The organism is Phytobacter sp. RSE-02 (genome assembly GCF_040578655.1).
Classification (GTDB): Bacteria; Pseudomonadota; Gammaproteobacteria; order Enterobacterales; family Enterobacteriaceae; genus Phytobacter; species Phytobacter diazotrophicus.
The window spans coordinates 85,247-111,792 of the sequence record NZ_JBEULY010000010.1 but is presented as its reverse complement, the minus strand read 5'-3'; the positions used below and the strand labels follow the sequence as shown (position 1 = coordinate 111,792).

General features: G+C 52.9%; 27 protein-coding genes. 9 read left to right on the top strand and 18 right to left on the bottom strand.

The annotated features are described in order from the left end of the window. Nucleotides 1–47 precede the first annotated feature (47 nt). Nucleotides 48–530: a hypothetical protein gene (locus ABU190_RS19730; protein ID WP_354692205.1), complete on the bottom strand. Its 483-nt coding sequence runs from the start codon at nt 528–530 to the stop codon at nt 48–50. A 673-nt stretch (nt 531–1,203) separates the two neighbouring features. On the opposite strand from ABU190_RS19730, the gene ABU190_RS19725 reads away from it, so the two are divergent. After that, the gene (locus ABU190_RS19725; protein ID WP_162303324.1) at nt 1,204–2,643 is read left to right on the top strand and encodes an MFS transporter; all 1,440 of its coding nucleotides are present in this window, start codon (nt 1,204–1,206) and stop codon (nt 2,641–2,643) included. A gap of 57 nt (nt 2,644–2,700) precedes the next feature. Beyond that, entirely contained in the window at nt 2,701–4,380 is a 1,680-nt protein-coding gene (locus tag ABU190_RS19720) for a glycoside hydrolase family 43 protein (protein WP_354692204.1), read from the top strand. A gap of 134 nt (nt 4,381–4,514) precedes the next feature. Here the strand turns inward: ABU190_RS19720 and ABU190_RS19715 are convergent, their stop codons facing one another. Continuing rightward, nucleotides 4,515–5,447 carry a nucleoside recognition domain-containing protein gene (locus ABU190_RS19715; RefSeq protein WP_354692203.1) on the bottom strand — a complete coding sequence of 311 codons (933 nt, stop codon included), beginning with the start codon at nt 5,445–5,447 and terminating at the stop codon, nt 4,515–4,517. A 272-nt stretch (nt 5,448–5,719) separates the two neighbouring features. Here ABU190_RS19715 and ABU190_RS19710 point away from each other — a divergent pair, with 272 nt between their 5' ends. Both ABU190_RS19710 and ABU190_RS19705 read left to right on the top strand, forming a co-directional pair. Next, nucleotides 5,720–6,511: an OBAP family protein gene (locus tag ABU190_RS19710; protein WP_354692202.1), complete on the top strand. Its 792-nt coding sequence runs from the start codon at nt 5,720–5,722 to the stop codon at nt 6,509–6,511. Between the two features lie 18 nt (nt 6,512–6,529). Further along, nucleotides 6,530–7,363, top strand: coding sequence for an MBL fold metallo-hydrolase (locus tag ABU190_RS19705; protein WP_354692201.1), 834 nt, complete (start codon nt 6,530–6,532; stop codon nt 7,361–7,363). Nucleotides 7,364–7,419: 56 nt separating this feature from the next. On the opposite strand, the gene ABU190_RS19700 is transcribed toward ABU190_RS19705, so the two are convergent. The 8 genes from ABU190_RS19700 to ABU190_RS19665 all read right to left on the bottom strand — a co-directional run bounded on the left by ABU190_RS19700 (nt 7,420) and on the right by ABU190_RS19665 (nt 14,741). After that, a complete protein-coding gene (locus ABU190_RS19700) occupies nt 7,420–8,337 on the bottom strand; it encodes a bestrophin family ion channel (protein ID WP_271850030.1) in 918 nt (305 codons plus the stop codon). Between the two features lie 177 nt (nt 8,338–8,514). Then, nucleotides 8,515–9,210 (bottom strand): response regulator, encoded by a 696-nt coding sequence (locus ABU190_RS19695; RefSeq protein WP_354692200.1) that lies wholly within the window; start codon nt 9,208–9,210, stop codon nt 8,515–8,517. 85 nt (nt 9,211–9,295) lie between these two features. Next, the gene (locus tag ABU190_RS19690) at nt 9,296–9,994 is read right to left on the bottom strand and encodes a GNAT family protein (RefSeq protein WP_354692199.1); all 699 of its coding nucleotides are present in this window, start codon (nt 9,992–9,994) and stop codon (nt 9,296–9,298) included. Between the two features lie 363 nt (nt 9,995–10,357). Beyond that, the gene (locus ABU190_RS19685; RefSeq protein WP_354692198.1) at nt 10,358–10,777 is read right to left on the bottom strand and encodes a hypothetical protein; all 420 of its coding nucleotides are present in this window, start codon (nt 10,775–10,777) and stop codon (nt 10,358–10,360) included. A 36-nt stretch (nt 10,778–10,813) separates the two neighbouring features. Further along, a complete protein-coding gene (locus tag ABU190_RS19680) occupies nt 10,814–11,545 on the bottom strand; it encodes a proteasome-type protease (RefSeq protein ID WP_271850026.1) in 732 nt (243 codons plus the stop codon). 18 nt (nt 11,546–11,563) lie between these two features. Further along, nucleotides 11,564–12,382, bottom strand: coding sequence for a transglutaminase family protein (locus tag ABU190_RS19675; protein ID WP_039077655.1), 819 nt, complete (start codon nt 12,380–12,382; stop codon nt 11,564–11,566). After that, nucleotides 12,379–13,308: an alpha-E domain-containing protein gene (locus ABU190_RS19670; RefSeq protein WP_354692197.1), complete on the bottom strand. Its 930-nt coding sequence runs from the start codon at nt 13,306–13,308 to the stop codon at nt 12,379–12,381. The genes ABU190_RS19675 and ABU190_RS19670 overlap by 4 nt, the downstream gene beginning before the upstream one ends. Beyond that, nucleotides 13,308–14,741: a circularly permuted type 2 ATP-grasp protein gene (locus ABU190_RS19665; protein ID WP_039077653.1), complete on the bottom strand. Its 1,434-nt coding sequence runs from the start codon at nt 14,739–14,741 to the stop codon at nt 13,308–13,310. Before ABU190_RS19665 ends, ABU190_RS19670 begins: the two co-directional genes overlap by 1 nt. Nucleotides 14,742–15,017: 276 nt before the next feature. Here ABU190_RS19665 and ABU190_RS19660 point away from each other — a divergent pair, with 276 nt between their 5' ends. Beyond that, nucleotides 15,018–15,362, top strand: a complete 345-nt coding sequence (locus tag ABU190_RS19660) for a nitrous oxide-stimulated promoter family protein (protein WP_079497795.1) — start codon at nt 15,018–15,020, stop codon at nt 15,360–15,362. Between the two features lie 29 nt (nt 15,363–15,391). Here ABU190_RS19660 and ABU190_RS19655 read toward each other — a convergent pair whose 3' ends face one another. The 6 genes from ABU190_RS19655 to hypA all read right to left on the bottom strand — a co-directional run bounded on the left by ABU190_RS19655 (nt 15,392) and on the right by hypA (nt 19,567). Next, nucleotides 15,392–15,820, bottom strand: a complete 429-nt coding sequence (locus ABU190_RS19655) for a TOBE domain-containing protein (RefSeq protein ID WP_354692196.1) — start codon at nt 15,818–15,820, stop codon at nt 15,392–15,394. A gap of 132 nt (nt 15,821–15,952) precedes the next feature. After that, complete coding sequence (hypE, locus tag ABU190_RS19650) at nt 15,953–16,963, bottom strand: hydrogenase expression/formation protein HypE (RefSeq protein ID WP_354692195.1); 1,011 nt, start codon at nt 16,961–16,963, stop codon at nt 15,953–15,955. Next, nucleotides 16,960–18,081, bottom strand: a complete 1,122-nt coding sequence (gene hypD / locus ABU190_RS19645) for a hydrogenase formation protein HypD (protein WP_354692194.1) — start codon at nt 18,079–18,081, stop codon at nt 16,960–16,962. Before hypD ends, hypE begins: the two co-directional genes overlap by 4 nt. Further along, nucleotides 18,081–18,353 carry a HypC/HybG/HupF family hydrogenase formation chaperone gene (locus ABU190_RS19640; protein ID WP_354692193.1) on the bottom strand — a complete coding sequence of 91 codons (273 nt, stop codon included), beginning with the start codon at nt 18,351–18,353 and terminating at the stop codon, nt 18,081–18,083. The genes hypD and ABU190_RS19640 overlap by 1 nt, the downstream gene beginning before the upstream one ends. After that, nucleotides 18,344–19,216, bottom strand: a complete 873-nt coding sequence (gene hypB / locus ABU190_RS19635) for a hydrogenase nickel incorporation protein HypB (RefSeq protein WP_039077646.1) — start codon at nt 19,214–19,216, stop codon at nt 18,344–18,346. Before hypB ends, ABU190_RS19640 begins: the two co-directional genes overlap by 10 nt. Before the next feature lie 3 nt (nt 19,217–19,219). Continuing rightward, nucleotides 19,220–19,567 carry a hydrogenase maturation nickel metallochaperone HypA gene (gene hypA, locus ABU190_RS19630; protein WP_039077645.1) on the bottom strand — a complete coding sequence of 116 codons (348 nt, stop codon included), beginning with the start codon at nt 19,565–19,567 and terminating at the stop codon, nt 19,220–19,222. 235 nt (nt 19,568–19,802) lie between these two features. Between hypA and hycI the strand changes: the two genes are divergently transcribed. Together hycI and ABU190_RS19620 are read left to right on the top strand one after the other, a co-directional pair. Then, entirely contained in the window at nt 19,803–20,276 is a 474-nt protein-coding gene (hycI, locus tag ABU190_RS19625; RefSeq protein ID WP_354692192.1) for a hydrogenase maturation peptidase HycI, read from the top strand. Nucleotides 20,277–20,857: 581 nt separating this feature from the next. Beyond that, entirely contained in the window at nt 20,858–21,595 is a 738-nt protein-coding gene (locus ABU190_RS19620; protein WP_354692230.1) for a hypothetical protein, read from the top strand. Between the two features lie 101 nt (nt 21,596–21,696). Here the strand turns inward: ABU190_RS19620 and ABU190_RS19615 are convergent, their stop codons facing one another. Beyond that, nucleotides 21,697–23,121, bottom strand: coding sequence for a 6-phospho-beta-glucosidase (locus ABU190_RS19615; RefSeq protein ID WP_354692191.1), 1,425 nt, complete (start codon nt 23,119–23,121; stop codon nt 21,697–21,699). Between the two features lie 12 nt (nt 23,122–23,133). Beyond that, nucleotides 23,134–24,582, bottom strand: coding sequence for a PTS cellobiose/arbutin/salicin transporter subunit IIBC (gene ascF / locus ABU190_RS19610; RefSeq protein WP_039077642.1), 1,449 nt, complete (start codon nt 24,580–24,582; stop codon nt 23,134–23,136). Nucleotides 24,583–24,835: 253 nt separating this feature from the next. Between ascF and ABU190_RS19605 the strand changes: the two genes are divergently transcribed. Together ABU190_RS19605 and hydN are read left to right on the top strand one after the other, a co-directional pair. Further along, entirely contained in the window at nt 24,836–25,849 is a 1,014-nt protein-coding gene (locus tag ABU190_RS19605; protein WP_071194744.1) for a LacI family DNA-binding transcriptional regulator, read from the top strand. 133 nt (nt 25,850–25,982) lie between these two features. Beyond that, entirely contained in the window at nt 25,983–26,528 is a 546-nt protein-coding gene (gene hydN, locus ABU190_RS19600) for an electron transport protein HydN (protein ID WP_039077640.1), read from the top strand. Nucleotides 26,529–26,546 lie beyond the last annotated feature (18 nt).

Sequence of the window (26,546 nt, the reverse complement as noted above, 5' to 3'; positions counted from 1 at the left end):
GGCAATACCGTAACAGGCAACACTGACACTGCCCGCTTATTCCACCTTTACCGACTACCGTCTATCCGCGCTGGTGGAGGGTTGGCAGTAATTTTAATGTAATGTTTTACGGCCACAGAACGCGAAACACCACGCGGATCGCCGATAAAAGGCACTTTCACAAAGGGTGACGGAGGGATTTCAACCCGCCATGTTGTCTCACCGATAAAGCTGAATTCAACGGCATTCGGCGCTATATGCAGGTCTGCAAACGATCCTGTCAGGTACGCGCCACCCAGCGTCAGTATCTCTTTCACCCCATCATCCAGATCAATCAGCGCAATATTAAGCATTTCCTCGAAGGGCGTATCATCAGTAAGGAATAACAACAGCCGTTTGTCATCCACCTGAACAGCAGCCTCCAGTATCTGAACCGGAACGGTAATACCTGTCCCGTTTTCAGCAATCAGTACCTCGTATTTCCCCATCGCTGTCATTGTGGGTTCTTCTCTGATTTGAAGCGTAACGTTATCGAGCTGCCTGAACATCATTAACTCTGGTATCCGCTTATTTCCCGTGCTGCTATTGTGCTGCCAGCATATACGCCTGTCGCATCACTATACAAACCCGAGGCCGCATTGACATTACTGTGCGTCTGGAGATTCTCAACGCGTGGCGACGACACGACAGGTCAGAAATAAAAACGACAGCGTCTCACCAGCTCCATTACCCAGGCTAAGTATTAATGTGTTGAACAATGAAGCACGATGGCAATATATCGCGAACGTTTCTGTGCATGAACGAAACCATGAATAAACGATGACCGCATACATCCTCTGTCCTCCTGGCCGGTCGTTCAATTACGTTATTTCACTCGATGGCTAAGAGAATGCTTAATTGTGAGCAATGTCGCAAAAATAATGCGGCAAGGTATTCAAAGCGCCAGGAATCATCTGGCGCTCTCGCCTTTAGAGGTGAAAAGCACTGAAATAAAATGTCGGTTTTGCCATGTACGTTCATCTGTCGCAGGTATTACCGGAAAATTACCGGTCAACATCGGGGTTGTGCGGCTTGTATAAGTCCTTTGTTCTAATGATCACACTAGTAAAAAAACATAATTACTTAATCCAAAAACGTAATGGATTTTGCGGGCTTACCTGTGTCAGAAAGTATTCCTCATTTATAAAATAAACCGGAGATGTGATTAAAATGAGTGAAAACTTAATACACAATCGACATGATGAGTATCATAAGTTAACTCGTGTGGAACGCATTGGTTATGGGATGGGCGACTTTGCCCAAAACCTTGTTTTTGGTACGATAGGTGGTTTCCTTGCTCTTCACATGCTCACTGTGAATACGATCAGTACAGCAACCGCAGGGTTTATATTTCTTTTTGTCCGTATCATCAATGTCATTTGGGACCCGATGGTAGGAACGTATGTTGACAAAAGAAGTTCAAAAGCTGGTAAATATCGTCCCTGGCTTTTAAGAGCAGGCATTCCTCTCGTTATTCTTTCTGCTTTACTCTTTGCCCCAATTCCTGGGGTGAGAGGTTCAGTTCCCTTTGCTTTTATTATTTACCTTGCCCTGGATTTAGTCTATTCCGTTGTAAATATCCCTTATGGTTCTCTTAATGCTTCATTAACAAGGGATCCTGAATCAATTGATAAGCTTACAAGTACACGAATGATGCTGGCCAACAGTGCTAATTTGCTTGTCTATACGCTGTTCCCCATGTTTGTGCAAATGGCTGCGCCAAAAGATAGAAGCCTCAAGGATACGGGTTTTTTTGGTCTGCATCTCAATCTGGGGAATTATACCGATCCTTCTGCTAACTACGCCTGGTTTGGCGTTTACTCTATTTATATGGTTATTGGAGCCGTTGCTCTTTTCCTCTGCTATAAATTAACCAAAGAACGCGTCGTCGCTACCGAAGAACAAACAGCTAACGTAAAAACGACAGACCTCTTCCTTGAACTCAAAAATAACCGACCGCTTGTTATTCTCGGATTGTTTTTCATGCTGGCCTTTACCTTCATGTTTGTCATGAACACGGCTAATGGCTTTTTCAATCAGTTTGTTGTCGGCCATTCAGAATGGATGGGGGCTGTGGGTCTGGTAGCCTCAATTCCTGGTATCTTATTCCCGGTTTTTTGGCCAAAACTTAAGAAGATTTTCGGTAAAAAAGGTTTTTTCCATCTTTTCCTTGGCATGTTTATTGTTGGTGAATTTCTTACTTACATTTGGTCACTCGACGGAATGCATGATGCCCTCTGGCTTGCGTACATCGCCACCTTTATTAAACAGTGGGGCTTAACATCGGCTACTGGCTTTATGTGGGCGCTTGTTCCGGAAGTGATTGCCTATGGCGAATTGAAATCAGGCAAGCGAAATGCCGCAATCATTAACGCTATTATGGGGATTTTCTTCAAGATAGGTTTTACTATTGGCGGTGCGCTTCCTCTGTGGTTACTGGCCGGTTATGGCTTTAACGAAACCAGTGTATATCAACATGCCAATGCTATCGCCGGAATAAATATGACGGCTATCTGGATCCCGGTGGTGTTAGCCATTATGTCGATGGTTGCTATTCACTTCTATCCAATTTCAGATGACAATGTCAATGATATCAACCGTCAGCTTGATGAAATTCGCGTATAGTTAAAAAATTAAAAATGATAATAAATACAAAATGAATAATTTAAAAAGGTAAATGATATGTCAGTTATTCAAAACCCTATATTATCTGGATTTAACCCAGACCCAAGTATTATCCGTGTAGATGACACGTACTATATTGCGAATTCCACATTTGAATGGTTCCCTGGCGTTCGTTTACATGAGTCAAAAGACCTGGAACACTGGAATCTTCTGCCGTCGCCATTATCAACAACCGCGCTGTTAGATATGAAAGGCAATCCTTCCTCTGGTGGGATTTGGGCTCCGGATCTCTCTTATGCTGACGGCAAATTCTGGTTAGTGTATACGGATGTCAAAGTCACAGAAGGTGCCTTTAAAGACATGACAAACTACCTGACCACCGCAACCGATATTCGCGGGCCCTGGACAGATCCCATTAAGCTTAATGGCGTCGGTTTTGACGCGTCACTTTTCCATGACGACGATGGCCGTAAATATTTAGTTCAACAAACCTGGGACCATCGGGAATACCATCACCCCTTTGATGGTATCACGTTGACTGAGTTTGATACCCGCACCCTAAAATTGAAACCAGAAACCGCGCGTACCCTTTATCGGGGCACTGCCGTTGCACTTGTTGAGGGGCCGCATCTCTACAAAATAAACGGATATTATTATCTCTTTGCCGCTCAGGGAGGCACCGTTTTCACCCACCAGGAGGTGGTTGCGCGTTCGAAAACCCTGGACGCCAATAGTTTTGAAACAGAGCCCGGAGACGTTTTCTTAACGAACGTCGATACCCCGGACAGCTACATCCAAAAACAGGGGCATGGCGCGTTGGTTTCGACGCCCAAAGGTGAATGGTATTACGCCTCGCTCTGCGCTCGTCCATGGAATCGTGCCGGTGAGTCCGCCTATGATCCTCGGGGTTGGTCAACCCTGGGCCGGGAAACGTCTATCCAGAAAGTATTTTGGGATGAAGAGGGCTGGCCGCGTATCGAAGGCGGCCACGGGGGGAAAACCTTTGTTGAAGGCCCCGTCGATGCCATTTACACCGAAAGCGCAAAAGACCATAGCCAGTATGACGAGTTTAAAACCGCAACGCTCGATCCCAACTGGAATACGCTCCGTGTCCCGTTCAGCGAAAAAATGGGCACCACGGGTAATGGGAAATTAACCTTAGTTGGGCAAGGTTCGTTAGCAAATACCCATGACCTCTCGCTTATTGCGCGACGCTGGCAGGCTTTTTATTTTGATGCTCAAGTTAAAGTAAAATTTAACCCGTTTAATTATCAACAAATGGCAGGGTTAACGAATTACTATAATGATCGTCACTGGAGCTTTGTTTTCATCACCTGGAATGAAATTAATGGATCAGTGATCGAAATAGGTGAGAATAATCGCGGGAAATATACCTCGTATCTGAAAGATGAGGCCATCAAGATCCCGGAAGGCGTTGAGTATGTCTGGTTCCGCACCAAAGTTCGTAAGCAAAGTTATACCTATGAATACAGTTTTGATGGGGTGAAATTCACTGAAATCCCGGTCAAACTGGATGCCGCCATTCTCTCTGATGATTATGTTCTGCAAAGTTATGGTGGGTTCTTTACCGGGGCGTTCGTTGGTCTGGCGGTAGTGGATTACTCTGGCTATGGAGCCAGCGCAGAGTTTTACCATTTCGCTTATCAGGAACTGGGTGATTCGTTAGTTGCAAATGACACTTATAGCTGGAAGGGGAGCGAATCACGCTTTAGTTAATGGCTAAACGCAGATTCAGTTAAATCCGGAGAGCATTACTGCAAGGAAAAAAACGTTAGCGATGACCCTAAAGGATTACTGGCCAGTAGGGGGCCGGTAATCCTTTTTTTATCAGGTAAACGACTCGCTTATCGCTAATACAACAGGGTGTGGATGATGCTGCGCACCGCGATCCCGACAATCACACCGGGGATGACATAGCGGAAAAGCCTGACAAATCGGCTGGCGATCCCAAGGAAAATCCCGATACCTGGCAGGTCGAAGGTCTGGATCAGAAAGCCCGCCGAGGCGTTTACCTGTTCTGGCGTCACCAGCCCTTTTCGCAGAAGCTCTGACATCACCCCGAAGTAGGCAGTTCCACCCGCCAGACACTTGGTCAGCGTTGGCAGCACATACACCTCGGGAAGGCTGAAATAGGCCATCAGCGGCGAGAGTAGCCGGGTCAGAATGTCTATCGCTCCCGCTTCTTTTAGTATGCCGACGATGGTCAGCGAAAGAAGCAACATGGGTAGCGAGCCCAGCGCCAGGCGTATCGCATCTGCCCCCGCGCCATTAATGATACCGATCAGGCTGGACGATGACTTATCGTTAAACGCTTCGGCAGGTGCCGCGTTCTGAACGGTGCTGGAAAGTTTTTTCCCGAACAGATGATAAGTGACCGCAGCGGCGACCAGCCCACCAAAAATCGAAATGATGATGGCGTTTCCCCAGTGCAGCCCGTAAGGGATCAATGGGTAGAAGACATTGCCCTGGCCCATCGCAAATAACATTGCCAGCGCGGCGGCAAGCTGGCGCTCTGAGGTGCCTCTTTTTTCCATAATGGCCAGGGCGGCAATGGGGGCGGCAAAGCTGACGAAATTGAGTTGTATCAGGGCGAAGATGGCGATCCCGGAAATACCAAAGGGTTTGAGCACTGGCGCGGTCAGCCGAACAACGGCATCGACAACGCCTTTTGCTTCCAGGTATTTCATCACAATGAGCATGACAACCATGACGGGAATAAGCGTGTAAAGCGCAACATCAACAGACGCCTTTCCTGCTGACATAATGACATCAATAATATTCATTAAGCTATCCAGTGAAGATCCACGCAAGGCAATCTACACCTCCGCGACTGTAAGTAAAATCCATGTCGTGCTTTTATAATTTAGTCGGATGGAAGTGACGCTCTGTTGGCTGACGGACATAAGGAGAACGTCTGACGCATTGGGGAATATCATGCCAAACGCGGTAATTCTGTAGCGTATTATTTTTATTATCCCGCTTAGTTTAAGATTTTTATCGTTCAATCTCCTTTAGTGTACTACGTTCAATAATGTCACTCTGGTGAGGAGAGCGGATGAAACCATTATCTCTATTGATGTTAACAAGCCTGGCGTTAGCAGGATGTGGGGCGAATAATTCGCCGCCCAAAACCCCCGTTCCCGGCGAAAAAACCTCTGCCCAAATGCGCACCCTCGAAACCGGTGCGCAAATGATTCAATCCCGCCCGCCAGTCGATGCGATAAGCGCCTACCTCGACGGGTTCCATTTCTATAACGGCGATAAAAATGGCCAGATGGAAGCCCATCACTATGTGACGGTACTTAATGACGATGTCATGCAGGCCGTGATTTATGACAGCAACACCAAAGATGCCCGGCTGATGGGCGTTGAGTACATCATTAGCGAACGTTTATTTAAGACCCTGCCGCCAGAAGAAAAAAAGCTTTGGCATAGCCACCAGTATGAAGTGAAGTCCGGGAGTCTCATTGCCCCTGGTTTACCGGCAGTGGCGGATAAGTCACTGATGAAAAAGATTGTGAATACGTACGGGAAAACCTGGCACACCTGGCATACCGATCGTGACAAGACCCTGCCAATGGGTATTCCGGCGCTAATGATGGGCTTTACCGGGGAAGGGCAGCTTGATCCCCGGCTACTGGCAGACAGAGACCGTCGGTTTAATGTGCAAACGCAGGCTATCAAAGGTGAGCGTGAAGATCTGGTGGCCCACCCTGTCGTTGACGGTGCTAACGCATGGCAACGCGGCGAGGTGATTCAACTCAAGCGGACAACCGGGGGCGGTGAGCATGCACAGGGCGAAACCGCGCATTTTGGCGCATCCGAGCAAACCCGGCAGGCAAAGTGACTATGATCCGGAGGCCTAATGAAAATTCACCACCTCAACTGTGGTTGCATGTGCCCGTTTGGCGGCGCGTTTTATGATGGGTTTAGTAAAGGGCTTCACGCGCATCTGGTCTGCCACTGTTTGCTGATTGAAACGGACCGGGATGGGCTGATTCTGGTGGATACGGGGTTCGGTCGTGACGACATGCGCCACCCCGGCCTGCGTTTGTCTGGCTTTTTCCGCCTGATGAATAATATCCAACGGCGGCAAGAGCTGACGGCGCTTGCACGTATAGAAGCGCTCGGGTTTAACGCGGCGGATGTGCGGCATATTATTCTGACACATCTCGATTTTGACCATGCGGGTGGGCTTACCGACTTTCCTCACGCCCGGATACACCTGTTGCAACAAGAGATAAATACCGCGCATCAGCGCTACAGTTGGCTTGCGCGTGAACGCTATCGACCCGGACAGTGGGGCGGTACTTCCGGCTGGGTTGGCTACCAGCCAAAAGGGGAGAACTGGTATGGCTTTGAGGCGGTGACCGCGCTTGAAGGATTGCTGCCAGACATCCTGCTGGTTCCGCTTTCGGGTCATACGCTGGGACATGCGGGGATTGCCATTCGCCAGCCGCAGGGCTGGCTGCTGCATGGTGGCGATGCATGGTTTTATCGTGGCGAAATGCGTCAACCAACGCGCCACTGTACGCCGGGCCTGCGTTTTTATCAGTGGATGATGGCAATGGATAATGATGCCAGACGCCATAACCAGCAGCGACTTCGGGCGCTTTCCTGCCGCCATGGCGATGAAATTACCTTTTTCTGTAGCCATGATGCGCAAGAGTTGCAGACGCTAGCTGCCCCCGGACGCTAAGCGCGACGGTATTCTCGCGACCCGTTTCAGGTCGCGAGAACCGCAAGAGTGGTCGTTTAAATCAGGTTGAAACGCTTATCCGGTACAGGCAATGGCGGCAGCGGACTTTGCCCGGTGATATCCATCAGATTGCGTTCTATCGTGGTGCAGATGGCGTTCAGCGCCAGGTTATTAGGGTTTGTGCCAAACGGATGTTCCATCTCTTCGGCAATCGAATCCCATGACAGGAAAGCGTAAGAGATAAACGCTGAAACAAACGGTGTCATCAGGTGAAGGTCGGACACCAGCGCCAGCGGCAGAAGGGTACAAAACAGATAGACCGTACGCTGCAAAATCAAGGCATAAGCAAAGGGAACCGGCGTGTTGGCGATACGCTCGCAGCCTCCCAGGCAACGCGACAGCTCGTTAAGATTCTCATCAATATTCTGCCAGACAAAATCATTGATCTTGCCTTCCCGGCGCAGGCTGGCGTACTCCTTGCCAATGAAAATCAGGATGCGATGACAGGCCGAAGTGCTTTTCATCACCTCGGCCGCTACGTCCGCAGGCAGCAAACGTTGCATATCCCGCGTGGCATCTTGTTGGCGAAGCTGGTGGTTCAGGCACCAACTGAACGCGGTCAGATAGTGGGAAAGCTTTTGCTGGATCGCCGTATCGTCTGGCAGGGCGCTGATGGTCTGCCGCATCAGGCTGCGGGAGGTGATCGTCACCGAACCCCAGATCATTCTCGCTTCGGTGTAACGGCTGTAGCTGGCGTTGTTGCGAAAGCCAAGAAATATAGCAATGGCGATACCCAGCAGGCTAAACGGGGCAACGGTCAGGTGAATGTTCAGATTCTCGTAGTACGGCCAGGCAATGATCGCCACGATAGACATGAACAGGTTCAGTCCCAGCCGGAAGATAATCATCGACAGCACGGAGCCATGCCAGTTAAAGAGCCGCACAAACCAGCTCTGGGGTGGACGTATGATCATACGGATTCCTTTACGGTCTTTTGTTTTATTGTTTGCAGGTGGCCGGTGTTAATCCAGCGGGGGAATTGTAGCCTGATCGGATTTTCCCGCAAGCTGATGCGAAAGGAGGAGGTAGAACGCAGGGCTTAGTAAGGCATGGAACCCGCAGACCGGGCGCGACACGATCGCCCGGAGGGGTTATGGCTGTCGGAACCGGTAGCCGATGCCACGCACGTTGAGCAGCACCTCTGTGATTCCGGCGGATTCGAGTTTCTTGCGCAGATTATAAATATGGGTATCCACGACACGCTCAAGAGCATCGCTTTCCGGAAGGCACTGTTCCAGTAATGAGAGGCGCGACCATGCGCGAACGGGTGAGCGCATAAGCAGGGTTAATAATGAAAATTCGGTGGGCGTCAGCTCAAGTAAAACCGGTTGTTGATGGTCGACCGTTACCGTGGCGGTCATTGCTGTGGTGTCGACTTCCAGACCTTGCCAGCGCAGGATTTCTTGCGATTCAGCCTGATGATGACAGCGTCTCAATACAGCCTGGACCCGCACAACCACCTCTTTGGGATCGTAGGGTTTAACGATGTAATCATCCGCACCGTAGCGCAGGGCACCAATTTTATCGGGAAGATCGCCCATCGCCGAAATCATAATGACAGGCGTAAGCCCGTCGCGACGCACTGCGGCCAGCACCTCGCTGCCGTTCATTGACGGCAGCATGATATCAAGCAGAATAAGATCCGGCTTCCACTGTCGCGCCATATCAAGCCCGATGCGTCCGTCGCCGCAAATGGCAATGTCGAAATTTTCCCGCTTAAGATAGGCCTCAAGAACGCCCGCCGCATCGGCATCATCTTCAATTATCAGCACCCGACGTTGACTCATCGCCTCTTCCTGTAACCCAGAACCTGTTAAGCATGATGATACCCTGGGCAACGGCTTTGCGATATCGGGTGCCGCAGCGGTTTACTTAGCGGAAATCCTTAAGTTTTTTCAATTGCCGTCCCAGACCGTCGAAATTATTCTCCCTCAGCCAGGCTTTGATCGGGACTTCTAAATCGTGCCATTCGCTGGCGATGATTGAGAACAGCGCGAGGTCTTCCGAGTGGCCTTTGGTCACTTTTTTGTCCCGCAATATTCCTTCTTTGCGAAAGCCGAAGCGCTCGGCGGCTTTAATCGCTCCGTCATTGAAAATGTTTGTACGCCATTCACATCTGCGGTAGTGGAGCGCATCAATAAAATAAGCCAATACTAAATAGATCGCTTCGGTGCTGATGCGTGTCTTTTTTAACGCTGGCGTCCAGTTGATATCCGTAAGCTCGAACGTGCCGTGTATTGGATTAATCCTTGTGATGCAGAAAATGCCTTTCACGGTGTCGTCATTTTTATCAATAACCGACATGTGCATGCCATTTTTTGCGCCGATAAGCTCGCGAAAATAGTTATAACACGCCTCTTTGGTGGCAGGTCGTTTTCCAGGTAAATAGGTCCAGTCACGATCATCATCAATACTTTGCCAGGCATGAAATAAATCTTCTGCATGATCGACAGACAGCGGTGTAACCATGCAATAATTTCCGCTAAGGGAGAATTTTTCAGGGGTGCTTCTGGACGTCCAGTCTTGCATTTCTTGCCCCAGACACTGGCCGTAGCTGTTTCGGTATTGCATAATATGCCCCCCTTAAATGAAGGTCATTCTCATTGAATTAAAAATCATTGCATCGTAATGCTAATTATATCAACGGTAGCTTTTCGATAATACGATCATGATCGTATTTCCCGGCAATAAAATAATTTCATGGTACAAAGCGTAATTATTAAGAGGGTGTTTATTTCACCCATCTGGTATTTTTTTTATCGACCATAAGAAAAATTACCGTAATAAAAATATGGGAAATCATACGAGTGAATATTTTCTTGGGAATGGATTTTATCACTATTATTGTGCCAGTGTAGTGTTTGTTAACAATACTGGACAAGGGAGGCAGGAGAGTGACCTCAGCGGCTTTCACCGCCGGGATCGAACAATATATTACTGACTGGTTAAATTCTGGCATTCCGCAGCGGCGTACTGTGCGGCGCTGAGCGGCACATTATCCAGTGCCTTTTTAATGGCGGAAGAAGAGGAGAACTGGTTTACCGCGTCCCTTTGCATGATCTCAAAACTTTTTTGAATATTCGCGGTGATGTCGTCGCAATTTGCCCCCTGATTCAGGCCGCCAATCACCACGTTATTGAGGCGCTCGGACATTTCGGCCCCCATTTTTTGGCCCATTTTTGCCGGGTCTGCTTTGCCTTCTTCCGGCATGGCGCCGGTAAGTAGCGCTGACTTATACAGCGCCTGGCCCAGGGTGACTTTCGCTGCCGCGACTGTCTCTTCGTTCGATGTTGATGCCAGCGCGGATGTTGACGCTGAAAGCAAAAATAAGGTGCTAATGACTGCCAGTCTCATTGAGAAGCTCTTTGTTTATTACAGGTCTCGCCCAACTTAGCCCTGCGCCGGAAAAGGCGGCAACTGGCGGAAGGTGTTAACCAGGCCTTCCGACCAGGCTTTGCGGATACCGGTAAAATAGGGATCGTTTTCCGTGATGCGTCGCTGTTCGCTGGCATCATAGGTATTCGCGCGATAAATCATAACATCCAGCGGCATACCGACGGACAGATTACTGCGTAACGTCGAATCGATGGAGATCAAGGCGCAGCACATAGCGTGCTCCAGAGGGGTATCGACCGTCAACACCCTGTCGATAATCGGCTTGCCGTATTTGCTCTCGCCAATCTGAAAGTAGGGGGTGTCATTCGTCGCTTCAATGAAATTACCTTCGGGATAGATATGAAACAGGCGCGGGACCTCGTTGCCAATCTGCCCACCGAGCAGCATATTGCAGCCAAAATTGGTACTGCTGTTTTGCTGCGCCGCGCTGTCGCGGTGAATCACTTCGCGCACTGTCTCCCCGATCAGCGTGGCGGCGTCATACATCGTCCCCATCTGCATCAGGTTTGGCGTATGCTGGCCCTGTATCCGTTCGTTAAGCAGGCTGACAATGCTCTGTGTTGTGGCCAGGTTTCCCGCCGACTGGATCACCAGCACCCGTTCCCCCTCCTTGCTGAACACATGGAGTTTTTTAAACGTTGCGATGTGGTCGACACCCGCATTGGTGCGGGAATCGGAAGCAAAAACCAGCCCGTCGGAAAGACGCATGGCCACACAGTAAGTCATTAAAATACCTTTATTAATTCATTGTTGCTGCTGCATCTGATGTTGTCGCTCAAACAGACTTACCTCAGCAGCGGAAAACATCTCTTCGCAGCCGCCGCCAAAACGGCTACCCCGCACCGGGCAGGCATCCAGATAATCCATTCCGATAGCCAGGCGAAGATGTTGGTTCAGATCACGCGTGTTATTGGTGATATCAAAACTTTGCCAGCGGCCATCAAGCCAGGCCTCTGCCCAGGCATGCATCGCCACATGCTCGGTATCCCGGCTATAAACATAACCACTGACGTAGCGCGCCGGAATGCGCAGGCTACGGCAGCAGGCCAGGAAAACGTGCGTATGATCCTGGCACACCCCTTTTCCTTTGGCAAAAGCGACGGCGGCGGTGTCGTGAACCTGGGTGGCGCCGGGCGTATAAGGCATTTTCAGGCGTAATTCCGCCATCAATTCTCCCAGGCTGCCAACCGCATCCTCTTCGCGGTAATAACGCCGGGCAAATTCGCGGATCGGCGAGTCCGGGTCGGTTAACGGGGTCGTGCGCAGGAATACCAGCGGAGAGAGTGACTCGCTGATCTCTTCCTCTTCTTCTGCATTATCGGCGATCTCAACCACACCTTGAGCATGAATGATTATCTCTTGATGAGGGTGATCGAGGGTTAAGACATGCATCAGATTCCCGTATGCATCGGTCGTCGCTACCGCCGAGGCGGGCAACAGCAGGTTCCATTCCTTAATATACTGGCGACCAGAGGTTTGCGGCGTCAGACGCAGATACTGCGTACTGAACTTCACCTCTTCATCGTAGTGATAATGCGTCAGGTGATTAATGGTCAGTTTCATAACGCCTCCAGATAGGTCTGGCGGATACTGTCGGCCAGCTCATTGATTTTGGTAAGAAAACGGTTTAACCACGCCTGAAGGTCGTCGGCCAGGGCATCATCAAGGGAGCCGAAACGCAGCTCCACATGCAACTGATGGGCAAGACGCAGCGGAATGCGCGCCCGCTCGCTGCCAATCATCTCCAGTTGTTGGACCAGGTCGCCGACGCAGGCATGCAGCGAGCGCGGCACGTCATTGCGAAACACCAGTAATTCGGTGACGGTCTCCCGGCTGATTGGCTGGCGATAAATGCTGTGGTAGGCCTCCCTGGCGCTCACCGCACGCAATAACGTATCAAGACGGTAATATTCGCGTACCGGATCCGGGTCATTGCTGAGTTGCTGATCTTTTAGCGCCAGCAACTGGGCGGTGGCGAACGCGCGCTCAATCAGGGTACCGATACGGATAAAACACTGGGCGTCGTTACGCAGCAGGGTGCCGAACATGGCGCCACGGAACAGATGCGCACGCTCTTTCACCCAGTCAAAAAAGGCGTCGATACCAATTTTATCCACCCCGGTCTGGCGCAGATTTCGGATATCGATACGGGTGGTATTAATGCACTCCCACACTTCCGATGAAAGACTGCCGCGCACGGCATGGGCGTTGTTCCAGGCCATTTCTATACAACTGTAGATACTGCTCGGGTTCTGCCCATCAAGGGCAAAGAAATTCAGCAGATTATTCATACTGAACCGGGCATAACGCTCCTGAAACAGCTCATGCCCGAACGTCAGATTGAGCGGCAGGGCTAAATCATGCTGTTGCTGGCTGTGGCGCGGCATCATTGATAATTTGTAGGTCACGTCAAGGACGCGGGCAAAGCTCTCTGCCCGTTCCAGATAACGGGCCATCCAGTACAGTTCGCTGGCGGTGCGGCTTAACATTATTCGTCCTCCTCCATCACCCAGGTGTCTTTCGTGCCACCCCCTTGCGAGGAGTTCACCACCAGCGATCCTTCGGTCAGCGCCACGCGGGTCAGCCCGCCAGGCACCAGCCTGATCTCTTCGCCGTACAGCGCAAACGGACGCAAGTCAATGTGGCGTGGGGCCAGCCCTTCCTCGACAAAGGTCGGGCAGGTAGAGAGCGCCAGCGTGTTTTGTGCAATATAGTTGCCGGGGTTTGCCAGCAGCCGCTGACGGAACGCATCGATCTGCGCCCGGGTCGAGCGGGGGCCGACCAGCATGCCGTACCCGCCTGCGCCGTGGACCTCCTTCACCACCATCTCATCCAGATGGGCCAGCACGTAGCTCAGGTCTTCGGCTTTGCGGCACTGCCAGGTGGGGATATTGCCGAGGATAGGCTCCTCAGAAAGATAAAAGCGGATCATGTCCGGCACGTATGGATAGATGGATTTGTCATCCGCCACGCCGGTGCCAATCGCATTGGCCAGCACCACGCCACCTGAACGATAGACTGACAACAGGCCCGGTACACCCAACATTGAATCTGAGCGAAACGCCAGCGGGTCAAGGAAGGCATCGTCAATACGGCGATAAATAACATCGACCCGGCACGGGCCTTCGGTGGTGCGCATATAAACACCGCCTTCTTTGACGAACAGATCGGCGCTTTCTACCAGCTCTACCCCCATTTGCTGGGCAAGAAAACTGTGTTCAAAGTAGGCACTGTTAAAGCGACCTGGCGTCAGCACCACCACGCAGGGATCATCAACGTACGTGCTTTCACGCAGGGTTTGCAGCAGGTAACTGGGGTAACGCTCGACCGGCGCGATATGCGAACTGGCAAACAGATCCGGATACAGGCGCATCATCATCTTGCGGTTTTCCAGCATATAAGAGACGCCGGATGGGGTGCGCAGATTATCCTCCAGCACGTAGTACCCGCCGTCACTGTCGCGGACCATATCAATGCCGGTGATATGGGCATAAATATTGTTATGCAGATCGACACCCTGCATACAGGGCTGATATTGCTCATTAGCAAGCACTTGCTCACGGGGGACAATACCGGCATTGAGAATATGCTGGTGGTGGTAGATATCGTACAAGAAGGCGTTGAGCGCTTTTACCCGCTGGCGTATTCCTGCATCAAGCATCCGCCATTCGTGGGCCGGAATGATACGCGGCACGCTGTCGAACGGAATTAAACGCTCTGTTCCTCCTTCTTCACCGTAAACATTAAACGTAATGCCGACGCGGTGAAACAGCAGCTCTGCCTGCTCTTTCTTCTGGTGAATGGCATGCTGGTCAGTTTGCTGCAACCAGTGCCACCAGGCGTCATAATGCTGGCGCTGCTGACCTTCTGCGGTGAGCATTTCATCGTAGTAAGGCGCGCTCGGAAGCGTCATTTTTATCATTGTCATCCCCTGCATTCCGCTTGATGAAGATATAGTTAAAATGCAGAAAACATGCCAGCGCACCAAAAGCGCGGCTTATCACGCTATGGCGAGGCGGGGTGCACCGTTATGAGGAGCAAGTGGCGAAAAAGCGCACCACAATGGCGTATAAGCGGCAGAAAAAGGGGAGTGATGGTGCAAGTGTAAAGACGTCTGCACCAGCCGGAAAAGCGGTAATAAGTGTTCGCCTGTTCCCTTTAAAGAGGTAAAATAAATGCATCTTTAAAGGGGGCTACGATGACGGGAAAACGCATTCGCCGCGAAAAACTGACCATTCGCTCTATGATTGCGCTTTACCAGCAGCGCTGTCCGCAGGCGCTGGCGGATGATGCGCACTATCAGGCGTTGAATGATTACGCGGATAAACGGCTGGATAAATGTGTGTTTGGCGAAGAGAAACCGGCCTGCAAACAATGCCCTGTGCACTGTTACCAGCCAGCTAAACGTGAAGAGATGAAGCAGATTATGCGCTGGGCCGGGCCGAGGATGCTGTGGCGACACCCTGTGTTGACTATCCGTCATCTGATTGATGACAAACGTCCTGTTCCCGAACTGCCGGAAAAATACCGCCCTAAAAAATAACGCCGTGGCGGGCACGGCGTTATCTGTTCTCAGGCGCGAGTGGCTATAAGAATGGACGATGCTTTAATCAGGGCAATGACCCGTTTTCCCGGTGTCAGTTGCAACGCCTCGCTGCTTTCGTTGGTCACTACCGCCACTATTTCAAAACCGGCGTCTGTGGCGACATGTACGGTTGCGTTTACCGCCCCTTCGGTCACGGCGCTTACCGCTCCGGCAAACTGATTACGGGCGGAGAATTTCAGGCCGCAGTCCTCGGTTGCCAGCGTAACCCACGGCGCTTTAATCAGTGCGATGGCTTCTTTTCCGGGGTTCAAACCCAGCGCTTCCTTACTGCTGGATGTGACGATAGCGACAAGCTTCGCGCCTCCGGCGAGGGTTAATTCCACTTCATCGTTTACGGCACCGTGCGCGGTTGCGCTGACTTTACCGACAAGTTGGTTACGAGCTGAAACGGCCATGTTGCCTCCGGGATAATGAGAAAGAGTCAGTTATCTCAGGTCATTGTCTGTTTATCCATACCCATTTTCTTATCATGGGTATAGCTGTGCAGACCGATGCGGGCAACGTGGCGCTTCCACGCAGACACAACATCAGCAAATCCGCGGCAGGGGCTCGGCGTGCGGTAAGTCCAGAATACGCTTCACACCGTATAAGCCCGCCAGCCGCACCCCTTTACGCTCCACCACTTCGCCGATGATCGCGGCATCCTGGCCGAGCGGGTGGGCGCGTAACTGAGCCAGTACCTGCTCCGCCGACTGGCGCTGGACAGCAATCACCAGCTTGCCTTCGTTAGCAAAATTCAGCGCTTCCAGCCCTAATAGCTCGCACACGCCGCGCACCGCAGTTTTCACCGGCAGGTCACGTTCGTTAAGTTCGATGCCATAACCGCTGGCGGCGGCAAACTCATGCACCACGGCGTTGACTCCGCCGCGCGTCGCATCGCGCAGCGCTTTCACGCCCGGAATATCGCGCAATTGTTGAATCAACGGGGTTAACACCGCACAGTCGCTGGTCAGTTCGCCGTCCAGCCCCAGTTGTTCGCGCAAATTGAGAATGGTCGCACCGTGATCGCCGAGCGTACCGCTGACCAGCAGCACATCACCGGCCTCAAGGGTGCTGGCGCTCCAGCGAATATTGGCCGGAATGGCGCCAATACCCGCCGTATTGATAAACAGCTTATCTGCCGCCCCGCGCTGCACCACTTTGGTATCGCCGGTAACAATGGCGATATCCGCGCGGCGGGCGGTTTCCGCCATGCTGGTGACCACGGCTTTCAGGGTCTCCATCGGCAGGCCTTCTTCAAGAATAAACCCGCAGGAGAGATAGCGAGGAACGGCGCCGCTTACCGCCACATCGTTCGCCGTGCCGCAAATGGAGAGCTTGCCGATATCGCCGCCGGGGAAGAACAGCGGGTCGATAACGTAGCTGTCGGTGGAAAAGGCCAGTCGGTCGCCGCTGGCGGCGAGAGTCGCAAGATCGAGACGCGCCTGATCTTCCTGTTCACTGAGCCACGGGTTCGCGAACGCGTCGATAAAAAGCTGGCTGATAAGCTGTTGCATCGCCTGTCCGCCGCTGCCGTGCGCCAGTTGGACTTCATTCATACTTCGCACTCCTGAGCACGATATTGATACCAGGCGGCGCAGGCTCCCTCAGATGAGACCATCAATGCGCCAAACGCGGTTTGTGGGTTACAGGTATTGCCGAAAAGCGGGCACTGATGGGGCTTACATTTGCCGGTCAGTACTTCGCCGCAGCGTGCGCGTGGGTCATCGCAGGCTTGCTGCGGCGCAGGGTTAAAGTGGGCTTCGGCATCAAAGCGCTGATAGGGCGCGGTTAAGCGCACCCCGGAGTCGCCAATCATCCCCAGCCCGCGCCATTCGCTGTCGCCCCGGACCTCAAACACCTCGCTAATGGCCTGTTGCGCGAGAGGGTTGCCTTCGTCCGGTACCACGCGACGGTATTGGTTTTCTACCTGATGACGGGCGCTGATTTTCTGCTCGACCAGCATCAATACACCTTGCAGCAGGTCCAGTGGTTCAAACCCGGCCACCACCAGCGGGCGCTGGAACTCCCCGGCGATAAAACCGTAGGCTTCGGTGCCGATTACCATGCTGACGTGGCCCGGCGCAAGAAACGCGTCGATACCATTATCCGGTTCCTCCAGCAGGCTGCGCAGGGTCGGAATAATGGTAATGTGCTGGCAGAAAAAGAAAAAGTTACTCACATCCTGCAATTTTGCCTGTTGCAGCGTGATGGCGGTGGCGGGCATGGTGGTTTCGAAGCCGAGACCAAAAAAGACCACTTTGCGCTGTGGGTTCTGCTTTGCCAGGGTCAGCGCATCCAGCGGGGAATAGACGATACGCACATCCGCGCCGCGTGCTTTCGCCTGCAACAGAGAGCCATTTTTCCCCGGTACACGCATCGCGTCGCCGAAGGTACAGAAGATCACTTCCGGATGGCTGGCGATCTCCACGCAGGTATCAATGCGCCCCATCGGCAGGACGCACACCGGGCAGCCTGGCCCGTGGATAAACTCAATGTTGTCCGGCAACAACTGATCGAGGCCGAACTTAAAGATCGCATGGGTGTGGCCGCCACAGACTTCCATCACCCGTAGCGGACGCTTCGCGGTATAGGTGAGCAGCGCGGCCCGCTCACCTAAGTGAGCGATAAGCTGCATGACTTGTTCCGGCGCGCGGTATTCATCCACAAAACGCATTATCTCTCCTCACCAAACAGCAGCGCGCCAACATCCGGCTCGACATCGTACATATTTTGTAGTGCCGCCAGTGTCTCGCGGGCCTCGTCTTCGTTTATCACGCTCATGGCGAAGCCCACATGCACCAGCACCCACTGCCCAAGGCGAGAATGCCCCGCTTCGTCCGTGTTGCCCACCAGCGTTAAGTCGACGTCGCGCTGAATACCGCAGACATCGACTTTCGCCTGATTGCCATCAATGGCGCTAATTTGTCCGGGAACGCCTATGCACATCGTTGGGTCTCCAGCCAGTCCAGCCAGCGGTCCATACCTTCACCGCTGGTGGCAGAAACCAGAAAGATTTCGATAGAGGGGTTCACTTCGCGGGCACAGGCGAGGCATTTTTCGACATCAAATTTGAGGTAAGGCAGCAGGTCGATTTTATTGAGTAGCATGATGGAGGCCGCAGCAAACATGTGCGGATATTTCAGCGGCTTGTCTTCGCCTTCGGTCACCGACAGCACGGCGACTTTGTGACGTTCGCCGAGATCAAAACTGGCCGGGCACACCAGGTTGCCGACGTTTTCGATAAACAGAATGCCATTGTCCGCCAGCGGCAGGCGCGGTGCGGCGTCGGCAATCATTTGCGCATCCAGATGACACCCCTTGCCGGTGTTGACCTGAATCGCCGGGGTGCCGGTCTCGCGGATGCGCGCGGCATCGTTAACGGTTTGCTGATCCCCTTCGATTACCGCACAAGGTACACGGGCGTTCAGACGGGTCAGGGTTTCGGTCAGCAGGGTGGTTTTACCGGAACCGGGGCTGGAGACCAGGTTCAGCACTAACTGGTGTCTGGCGGCGAAGCGGGCGCGATTATGCGCGGCGATGCGATTGTTTTTATCTAACACATCGATTTCCACTTCCAGCATCCGCCGCTGGCTCATCCCTGGCGCATGGGTTCCGGCTGCGCCGTGCCCGTAATGTAAATCACCATTTTCCGCCGCCGTCGGGCTGAAATTGTCGGTCTTGACGCCTGTGATTTTCATTGTCGGACGGGCAGCGGGAGCAAAAGGCGCGCTGCGAAACGCAGAATGGGGATTATGCTCGTCGCCCTCGATATAGAGGTTACCTTCCTGACAACCACATGTCGTACACATTGCTCACTCCTCGATTTCCAGCCGCTGAATCTGCATGCCGTCGTCGGCGACGATATGCAAATTGTCGCTGTTGCATTGTGGGCAGCGACGCACGTGCTGGCTTAGTAAGGTCACGTAGTGCTGGCAGCTTTCGCACCAGCACTCCGCCTGTTGTTCTTCGATGTGCAGTGTACAGCCCTCTGCCAGGGTGCCACGGCAGACCAGATCAAAACAAAACGTCAATGCGGCAGGTTCTACACAAGAAAATGCGCCAACTTTGATCCAGACCTCAGTTACGCGCCTGGCGGCGTGCTGTTTCGCCTGTTGTTCAATAATCTCCAGCGCACGCTGGCACAAGGTAATTTCATGCATACTGCCTCCTCATTATCAGGCGCGTGTTGCAATTACAGTGCCAGGGTTATTCGCTTTATTGCGGTGAGGATCAAGGCGTTAATACATTGTTTTCCGGCAAAATAGCCGCCGCTGATAGCTTCGGGCATTCCATTGATGACGAAAATGACGATCGCGCATTTCCCGAACGTCAAAAATGACCTGGCGACAATCTATTGATCGGGTAAACACCACCAGCGGGTGGCGAGGAGAGAAGGTGACGGACGTATTGCTCTGTGTGGGAAACAGCATGATGGGTGACGATGGCGCTGGTCCGCTGCTGGCGGAGATGTGTGCGGCGACTCCGCCCGGAAACTGGCAGGTGATTGACGGTGGCAGCGCGCCGGAAAACGACGTCGTAGCGATCCGCGAACTTCGCCCCGACAGGCTGTTGATTGTTGATGCGACAGACATGGGGCTTAACCCTGGCGAGATTCGTATTGTCGATCCGGACGATATTGCCGAGATGTTCCTGATGACCACCCATAATATGCCGCTTAATTACCTGATCGATCAGTTAAAAGAGGATGTGGGCGAGGTGATTTTCCTCGGTATTCAGCCGGATATCGTCGGCTTTTATTACCCGATGACGCCCCCGGTAAAAGAGGCCGTCGAAACTGTCTATGCACGCCTTGCCACCTGGCAGGGTAACGGTGGGTTTGCGCTGCTGGAGGCCGGGGAAGAGGAGTAGTTGGCCGTCCCGGATGCGGTGCTGACGCACCTTATCGGGGTTACGGGTTCGGTGCCCGATCGTAGAGGGGGGAGGGATCCCCACACAAAATGCGAGCACTAACGGTCCCCTCTCCTCTTTGGGGAGAGGGCCAGGGTGAGGGGGAAAATGCAGCTCGGGAGGTGGGTTCCGTTCACCGTATGTTCATGGCGACATGTCACCTTCGGACACGTGAACGGGTAAAGGGGAACGCCGCGTTCCCCTTTACAATCCCCGCGGCCCCGCAAAGAAATCGGTGCTTCGCACTGCGTTCGCCTCCCGCCCCGCTGCCTGCGGTCGGTTTGACTCGACATCCCTGTCTCGACAAACCTCAGTCCGCCATCCCTGGCGGTCTGCCCTTGTCATCGGGTCTTCGTCTCACCGATTTCAGCGGGGACTCAACCCCCTCGCTGCACGCTCTGCGCCAGGGAGGCCAAAGATGTCGCTGTGGTTGTCATGCGGGAAAACGAGTCAGCCGTGGCTAAAAAGGTTGAAGACGTTCACAGTATCTACGACCTTACACGCTGCGCTGCACCTAAAGGAACAGAGAAGTGAAAAGGATAATGTGGGCAGGCTTATTCCTGCTGGGTTATGCCACCTCTACGCTGGCGACCGGGTTTGTTAGCTATCTGCCGATGAGCAATGATGAATATGCTAAAAAACGCGCGCAGCGGCATTTGCTGACTATGCCTGCTCCGGGTGAGATAACCCCCGGCCAACGCTGGCATTTTCGCCAGGTCGGTGTGGCGGGTGCAACGCTGGAGCAGGCACCGGAAGAGGCGGATGAATGGCGCATTACCGGCAACGATCGAGCGGGAAAACCCTGGTCGGTGCCTCTGGAATATTTGCATAACGCGGCGGGCAACGCGCACATTTACCGCGCCGATCTGGATCGCAATGGAATTCAGGATCTGATTGTCTGGAAAGGTAACGCCGGCCTGGGGCTGGGGCCAACGGCAAAATTAATTATCATCACATTTAAAACCGACGGGCGGCCCTGTGTATGGGAGTCCTGGGGGTTTTACACCGTCAGCGGTGCTGGCGTTGAGGATCTGCTCGACCTGCAAGGCAATGGCCGGGCACAACTGCTGGACATGCAGTTTAGCGACGGTTACTGGGTAACCGATCTATACCAGGTTAAAGAGGCGCACTGGCAGCGCGTTAACGGCTGGTTCGGGCAGTTGCAATATCCGGCATTGAGCCGTTTTACCTATCGCCCGAACCGCAAATGGGTGAAAAAACCTGGCGCGGGTCGTAACCCGGAAACGGGGAATCTGGCTGCGGGGCAGCGCTGTTTATAGTTTCGGTTTTTGCTGGTAGCCCCGGTTAGCGCAGCGCCACCAGGAATGTCCCGGATGCGGCGCTGACGCACCTTATCGGGCTACAACATAACCGGCAGCGCTTAGTCCAAATCTGCCCCGTTGCTGGCAATCACTTTTTTGTACCACCAGAACGATTTTTTGCGCTTACGCTCCAGCGTGCCGTTACCTGCGTCGTCACGGTCGACATAGATAAACCCGTAGCGCTTGCTCATCTCACCGGTGGAGGCCGCCACCAGGTCGATACATCCCCAGGTGGTGTAACCCATCACCGGAATACCGTCCTCAATGGCATCACCCATGGCACGGATATGCTCGCGCAGATAGCTGATACGGTAATCGTCTTCTATTTCACCCTGGGCATTGAATTCATCTTTTGCACCCAGCCCGTTTTCCACCAGAAACAGTGGTTTCTGGTAACGGTCATACATCATATTCATCGTGATACGCAGGCCAAGCGGGTCAATGCCCCAGCCCCATTCGCTTACCTGAATATGCGGGTTACGCAGCGATTTGACGATGTTGGCCGCCGAGGTATTTTGCGCATTCATTTCGGCAGAAGCGCAGCGCGAGGCGTAATAGCTGAATGACACAAAATCGACGGTATTTTTCAGGATCTCGTCGTCGCCTGCTTCTTTTACAATGCTGACGCCTTTTTCGCGGAACACACGGGCCGCGTAGGCCGGATAGGCACCGCGCGCCTGCACATCAATAAAGAACAGGTTTTCCCGGTCTTTTTCCAGCGCTGTCCACACATCTTCCGGCTTGCAGGAGTAGGGATAGAAATTGCCGCCTGCCAGCATGCAGCCCACCTGATTTTCCGGGTTCACCTCATGGGCGATTTTGGTCGCCAGTGCGCTGGCAATCAGCTCGTGGTGCGCCGCCTGATATTTTACCTGGTCCTGATTTTCGCCCTCTTCAAACACCAGCCCGGCACCGGAGTACGGGCTATGCAGCATGATGTTGATCTCATTAAAGGTCAGCCAGTATTTCACCAGACCATCAAAGGCTTCAAAGCAGGTGCGGGCGTAGCGGGTGAAAAACGCCACCATCTTGCGGTTACGCCAGGAGCCATATTCGGTGACCAGATGCATCGGCACATCAAAGTGGCACAGTGTCACCAGCGGTTCGATACCGTACTTTTTGCACTCTGCGAACATGTCGCGGTAAAACGCGATGCCCTCGGCGTTCGGCGTCAGCTCATCACCCAGCGGATAGAGGCGGCTCCAGGCGATAGAGGTGCGAAAGACGGTGAAGCCCATCTCCGCCATCAGCGCGATATCTTCCTTGTAACGATGGTAGAAATCGATCGCCTGGTGGCTGGGGTAGTATTCGTCTTCACGCAAAGTGAAGCGTTTTTCCAGACCGAGTTTCACCGGCAGACGGTTCGCGCCATGGGGAATGGTATCGACGGTGGTTAACCCTTTACCGCCTTCCAGATACGCCCCTTCGGCCTGGTTGGCGGCAATGGCGCCGCCCCATAAAAATCCTTTCGGAAATACAGACATGCGTTACCTCGCTTATTGTGCCCGGGCTTCATGAACAACGGCTGTGTTTGCCGCCTGCGGTTTCTGTGCCTCTGCTTCTACCGGGATATCTTCAAAACCGAGAAGCAACGTCAGAACAAAGGAGAGCACCACCGCCAGCGCCATCACGCCGAACACCCAGACAATGGTCATTGGATTAGCCGGATCGAAAAACTGTACGCTGGTAAACAGACCAGGCGCCGCCATGGAGTGGCTGGCAAGCCCGGCAATACCCGCGACGGCACCGCAGATAAAGCCGCTTATCAGGCTCGCAATCAGCGGACGTTTCAGGCGAACGGCCACGCCATACAGCGCCGGTTCAGAGATACCGGCCAGGATAGCCGAAGCCGCTGCCGCAAGGGCAGTCTGGCGCAGTTCCGGGTTTTTGGTTTTCCACGCCACCGCCAGCGACGAGCCGCCGAGCGACAGGTTAGCGCCAATCTCTGACGGCATTACCATGCCTTCTTTGCCTGTTTCGGCAATGGTTTGAATGATAGTGGGAGTAAATACGCGGTGCATCCCGGTCATCACCAGCAGCGGCCACAGGGCGCCCATAATGGCAACGGACAGCCAGCCCAGATAGCCATGAATGGTGTAGACCAGCGCGGAGATGGCGCTACCAATCCAGATCCCCAGCGGGCCAATCAGCACAATAGCCAGCGGTGCGGCAATCAGCACAATCAGCATCGGTTTCAGGAAGTTTTTCGTCACCGCCGGGGTAATTTTGTCCACCCAACGTTCGATATACGACAGACACCAGGTCATCACCAGCGCCGGAATCACGGTGTAGGTGTATTTCACCGCCGTCACCGGCACCAGCGCGAACTCCACATGCTCACCCTGCGCGGCTTTCGCCATCAGCTCGATAAAGCTTGGATGTACCAGCACGCCCGCAATGGCAATCGCCAGCGACATATTGGTTTTAAATTTCACGGCGGCAGACGCGGCCACCATCAGCGGCAGGAAGAAGAAGGCACCGTCGCCAATCACCGTCAGAATAGTCAGCGTTGAAGAACCTTTTGGCAGCAGGCCGGACATTTCCAGCACCATCGCCAGCAGTTTGACCATCGAGCCGCCGATGATCGCCGGGATCAGCGGTGACATGGTGCCGATCAGCGCATCGAGAATACCTGCGCCAATGCGCTTAAGGGTCAGCCTCTGTTTACCGACCGGCTGAGCGGGCTGCATATCGCCGGGCAGCAATGCCACCACTTCACGATAAGCATGCGACACCGTATTACCGATGATGACCTGGCACTGGCTGTCGTTGCGTACCACGCCCATAACGCCGCTAATGCCTTTGAGCGTCGCGCTGTCAATTTTGGCGTCGTCTTTCACCACGAAGCGCAGACGCGTCATGCAATGGGTGACGGCAGCGATGTTATCAACACCACCTAACGCGTTCACCACCGAGCCGGCAAGCGCCGCATAATTCTTCGACATCGGGTTATATCCTGTTTTATCAATAAGGTACAGCTTCATTGCTCTGTTTTACCCAGGCAATGAAACATCAGATAGGAAACCGGTTCCACAAAATCATGATGAGTTTCATGTGTTCAAACAAGATCAAAAATTCATCTTTATCTATTTTTGTGATGGTGATCGCTTAATATTTTTTGACCGCTTTTATCCCGTTGCGACATTCTTTAGTGGGTGAAGTACACTGCATGGCATCGAAATCAAACGGATAAGCAACATGACCACAATGCTTGAGGTGGCAAAGCGGGCAGGGGTGTCGAAGGCGACAGTCTCCCGTGTGCTATCGGGCAACGGCTACGTCAGCCAGGAGACCAAAGACCGGGTGTTTCAGGCGATCGAAGAGAGCGGATATCGCCCGAACCTGCTGGCACGCAGTCTGGCGACGAACAAAACGCAAACGCTGGGGCTGGTGGTTACCAACACGTTGTATCACGGAGTCTATTTTAGCGAGCTGCTGTTTCATGCCGCGCGGATGACCGAAGATCAGGGCCGGCGTTTAATTCTGGCGGACGGTAAGCACAGCGCTGAAGAAGAGCGCGAAGCGATTCAATATCTGCTCGATTTAAAATGCGACGCGATCATTATTTATCCGCGCTTCTTAAGCGTCGATGAAATGGACACTATTGTCAAAAGCCACAGTCAGCCCATTATGGTGCTTAATCGTCGATTACGTAAAAACAGCAGCCACTGTGTCTGGTGCGATCAAAAAGCCTCCAGCTTTAACGCGGTGGCGACATTAATTGCGATGGGGCATCAGGATATTGCATTTATTACCGGCTCGCTGGATTCCCCGACCGGTATTGAGCGGCTTTCTGGCTATAAAGACGCCCTGGCGCAGCACGGCATTGCGTTACGTAATGAGTTGATTGTACAAGGGAAGTGGTCACCGGAAAGCGGGGCGGCAGGCGTGGAAACGCTGCTGGCAAAGGGTGTCAGTTTTAGTGCGCTGGTGGCGAGCAATGATGATATGGCGATTGGCGCCATGAAGAGACTGGATGAGCGGGGAATCGCTGTACCCACGCAGGTTTCGGTTATTGGATTTGATGACATTGCCATTGCCCCGTATGTTATTCCCGCACTCTCCAGCGTTAAAATCCCGGTCACGGAGATGATTAAAGAAACCATCGAGCGGTTAATTTTTATGCTTGATGGCGGTGAGTTTAATTACCACCAGCCATTTCTTGGCGAATTAATGTTACGTGACTCACTCATTCCAGGCCCCACGCGCTAACCTCGTCAACTGTCATCGTCACTTCTGTCGATGACAGAATGTCATCTTATAAAATCTGATAAATAACAATAACATAATAACTGGCATGAAACGTGTATATCCGGCGTGATGAAACTCATTGCTGGAGAAGACGATGAACCGTTTTATTATGGCGGATGCCAGTAAATGTATTGGCTGTCGCACCTGTGAAGTTGCCTGTGTGGTCTCACATCAGGAACAACAGGACTGCGCGGCCCTTACCCCTGAAACCTTTTTACCCCGCATTCACGTTATCAAAGGCGTCAACGTATCGACGGCGACACTCTGCCGCCAGTGTGAAGACGCACCCTGCGCCAATGTCTGTCCTAATGGCGCCATCAGCCGCGACAAAGGGTTTGTCCATGTCATGCAGGAACGCTGCATTGGTTGCAAAACCTGCGTAGTTGCCTGTCCCTATGGCGCCATGGAGGTCGTGGTCCGCCCGGTCGTTCGCCATAACGGCATCGGCCTGACCATGTCCGGGCAGAAGGCCGAAGCCAACAAATGCGATTTATGCTACCAACACGAAAGTGGCCCGGCCTGTATTTCCGTATGTCCGACCAAGGCGCTGGTCTGCGTTGACCGGGAAATACTGGAACACATGAGCGAAGAGAAACGTCGTCGCACTGCGCTGGAAAGTGCCGTGTCGCTGGGTTTTTAAAAAATAACTTTCACTTTT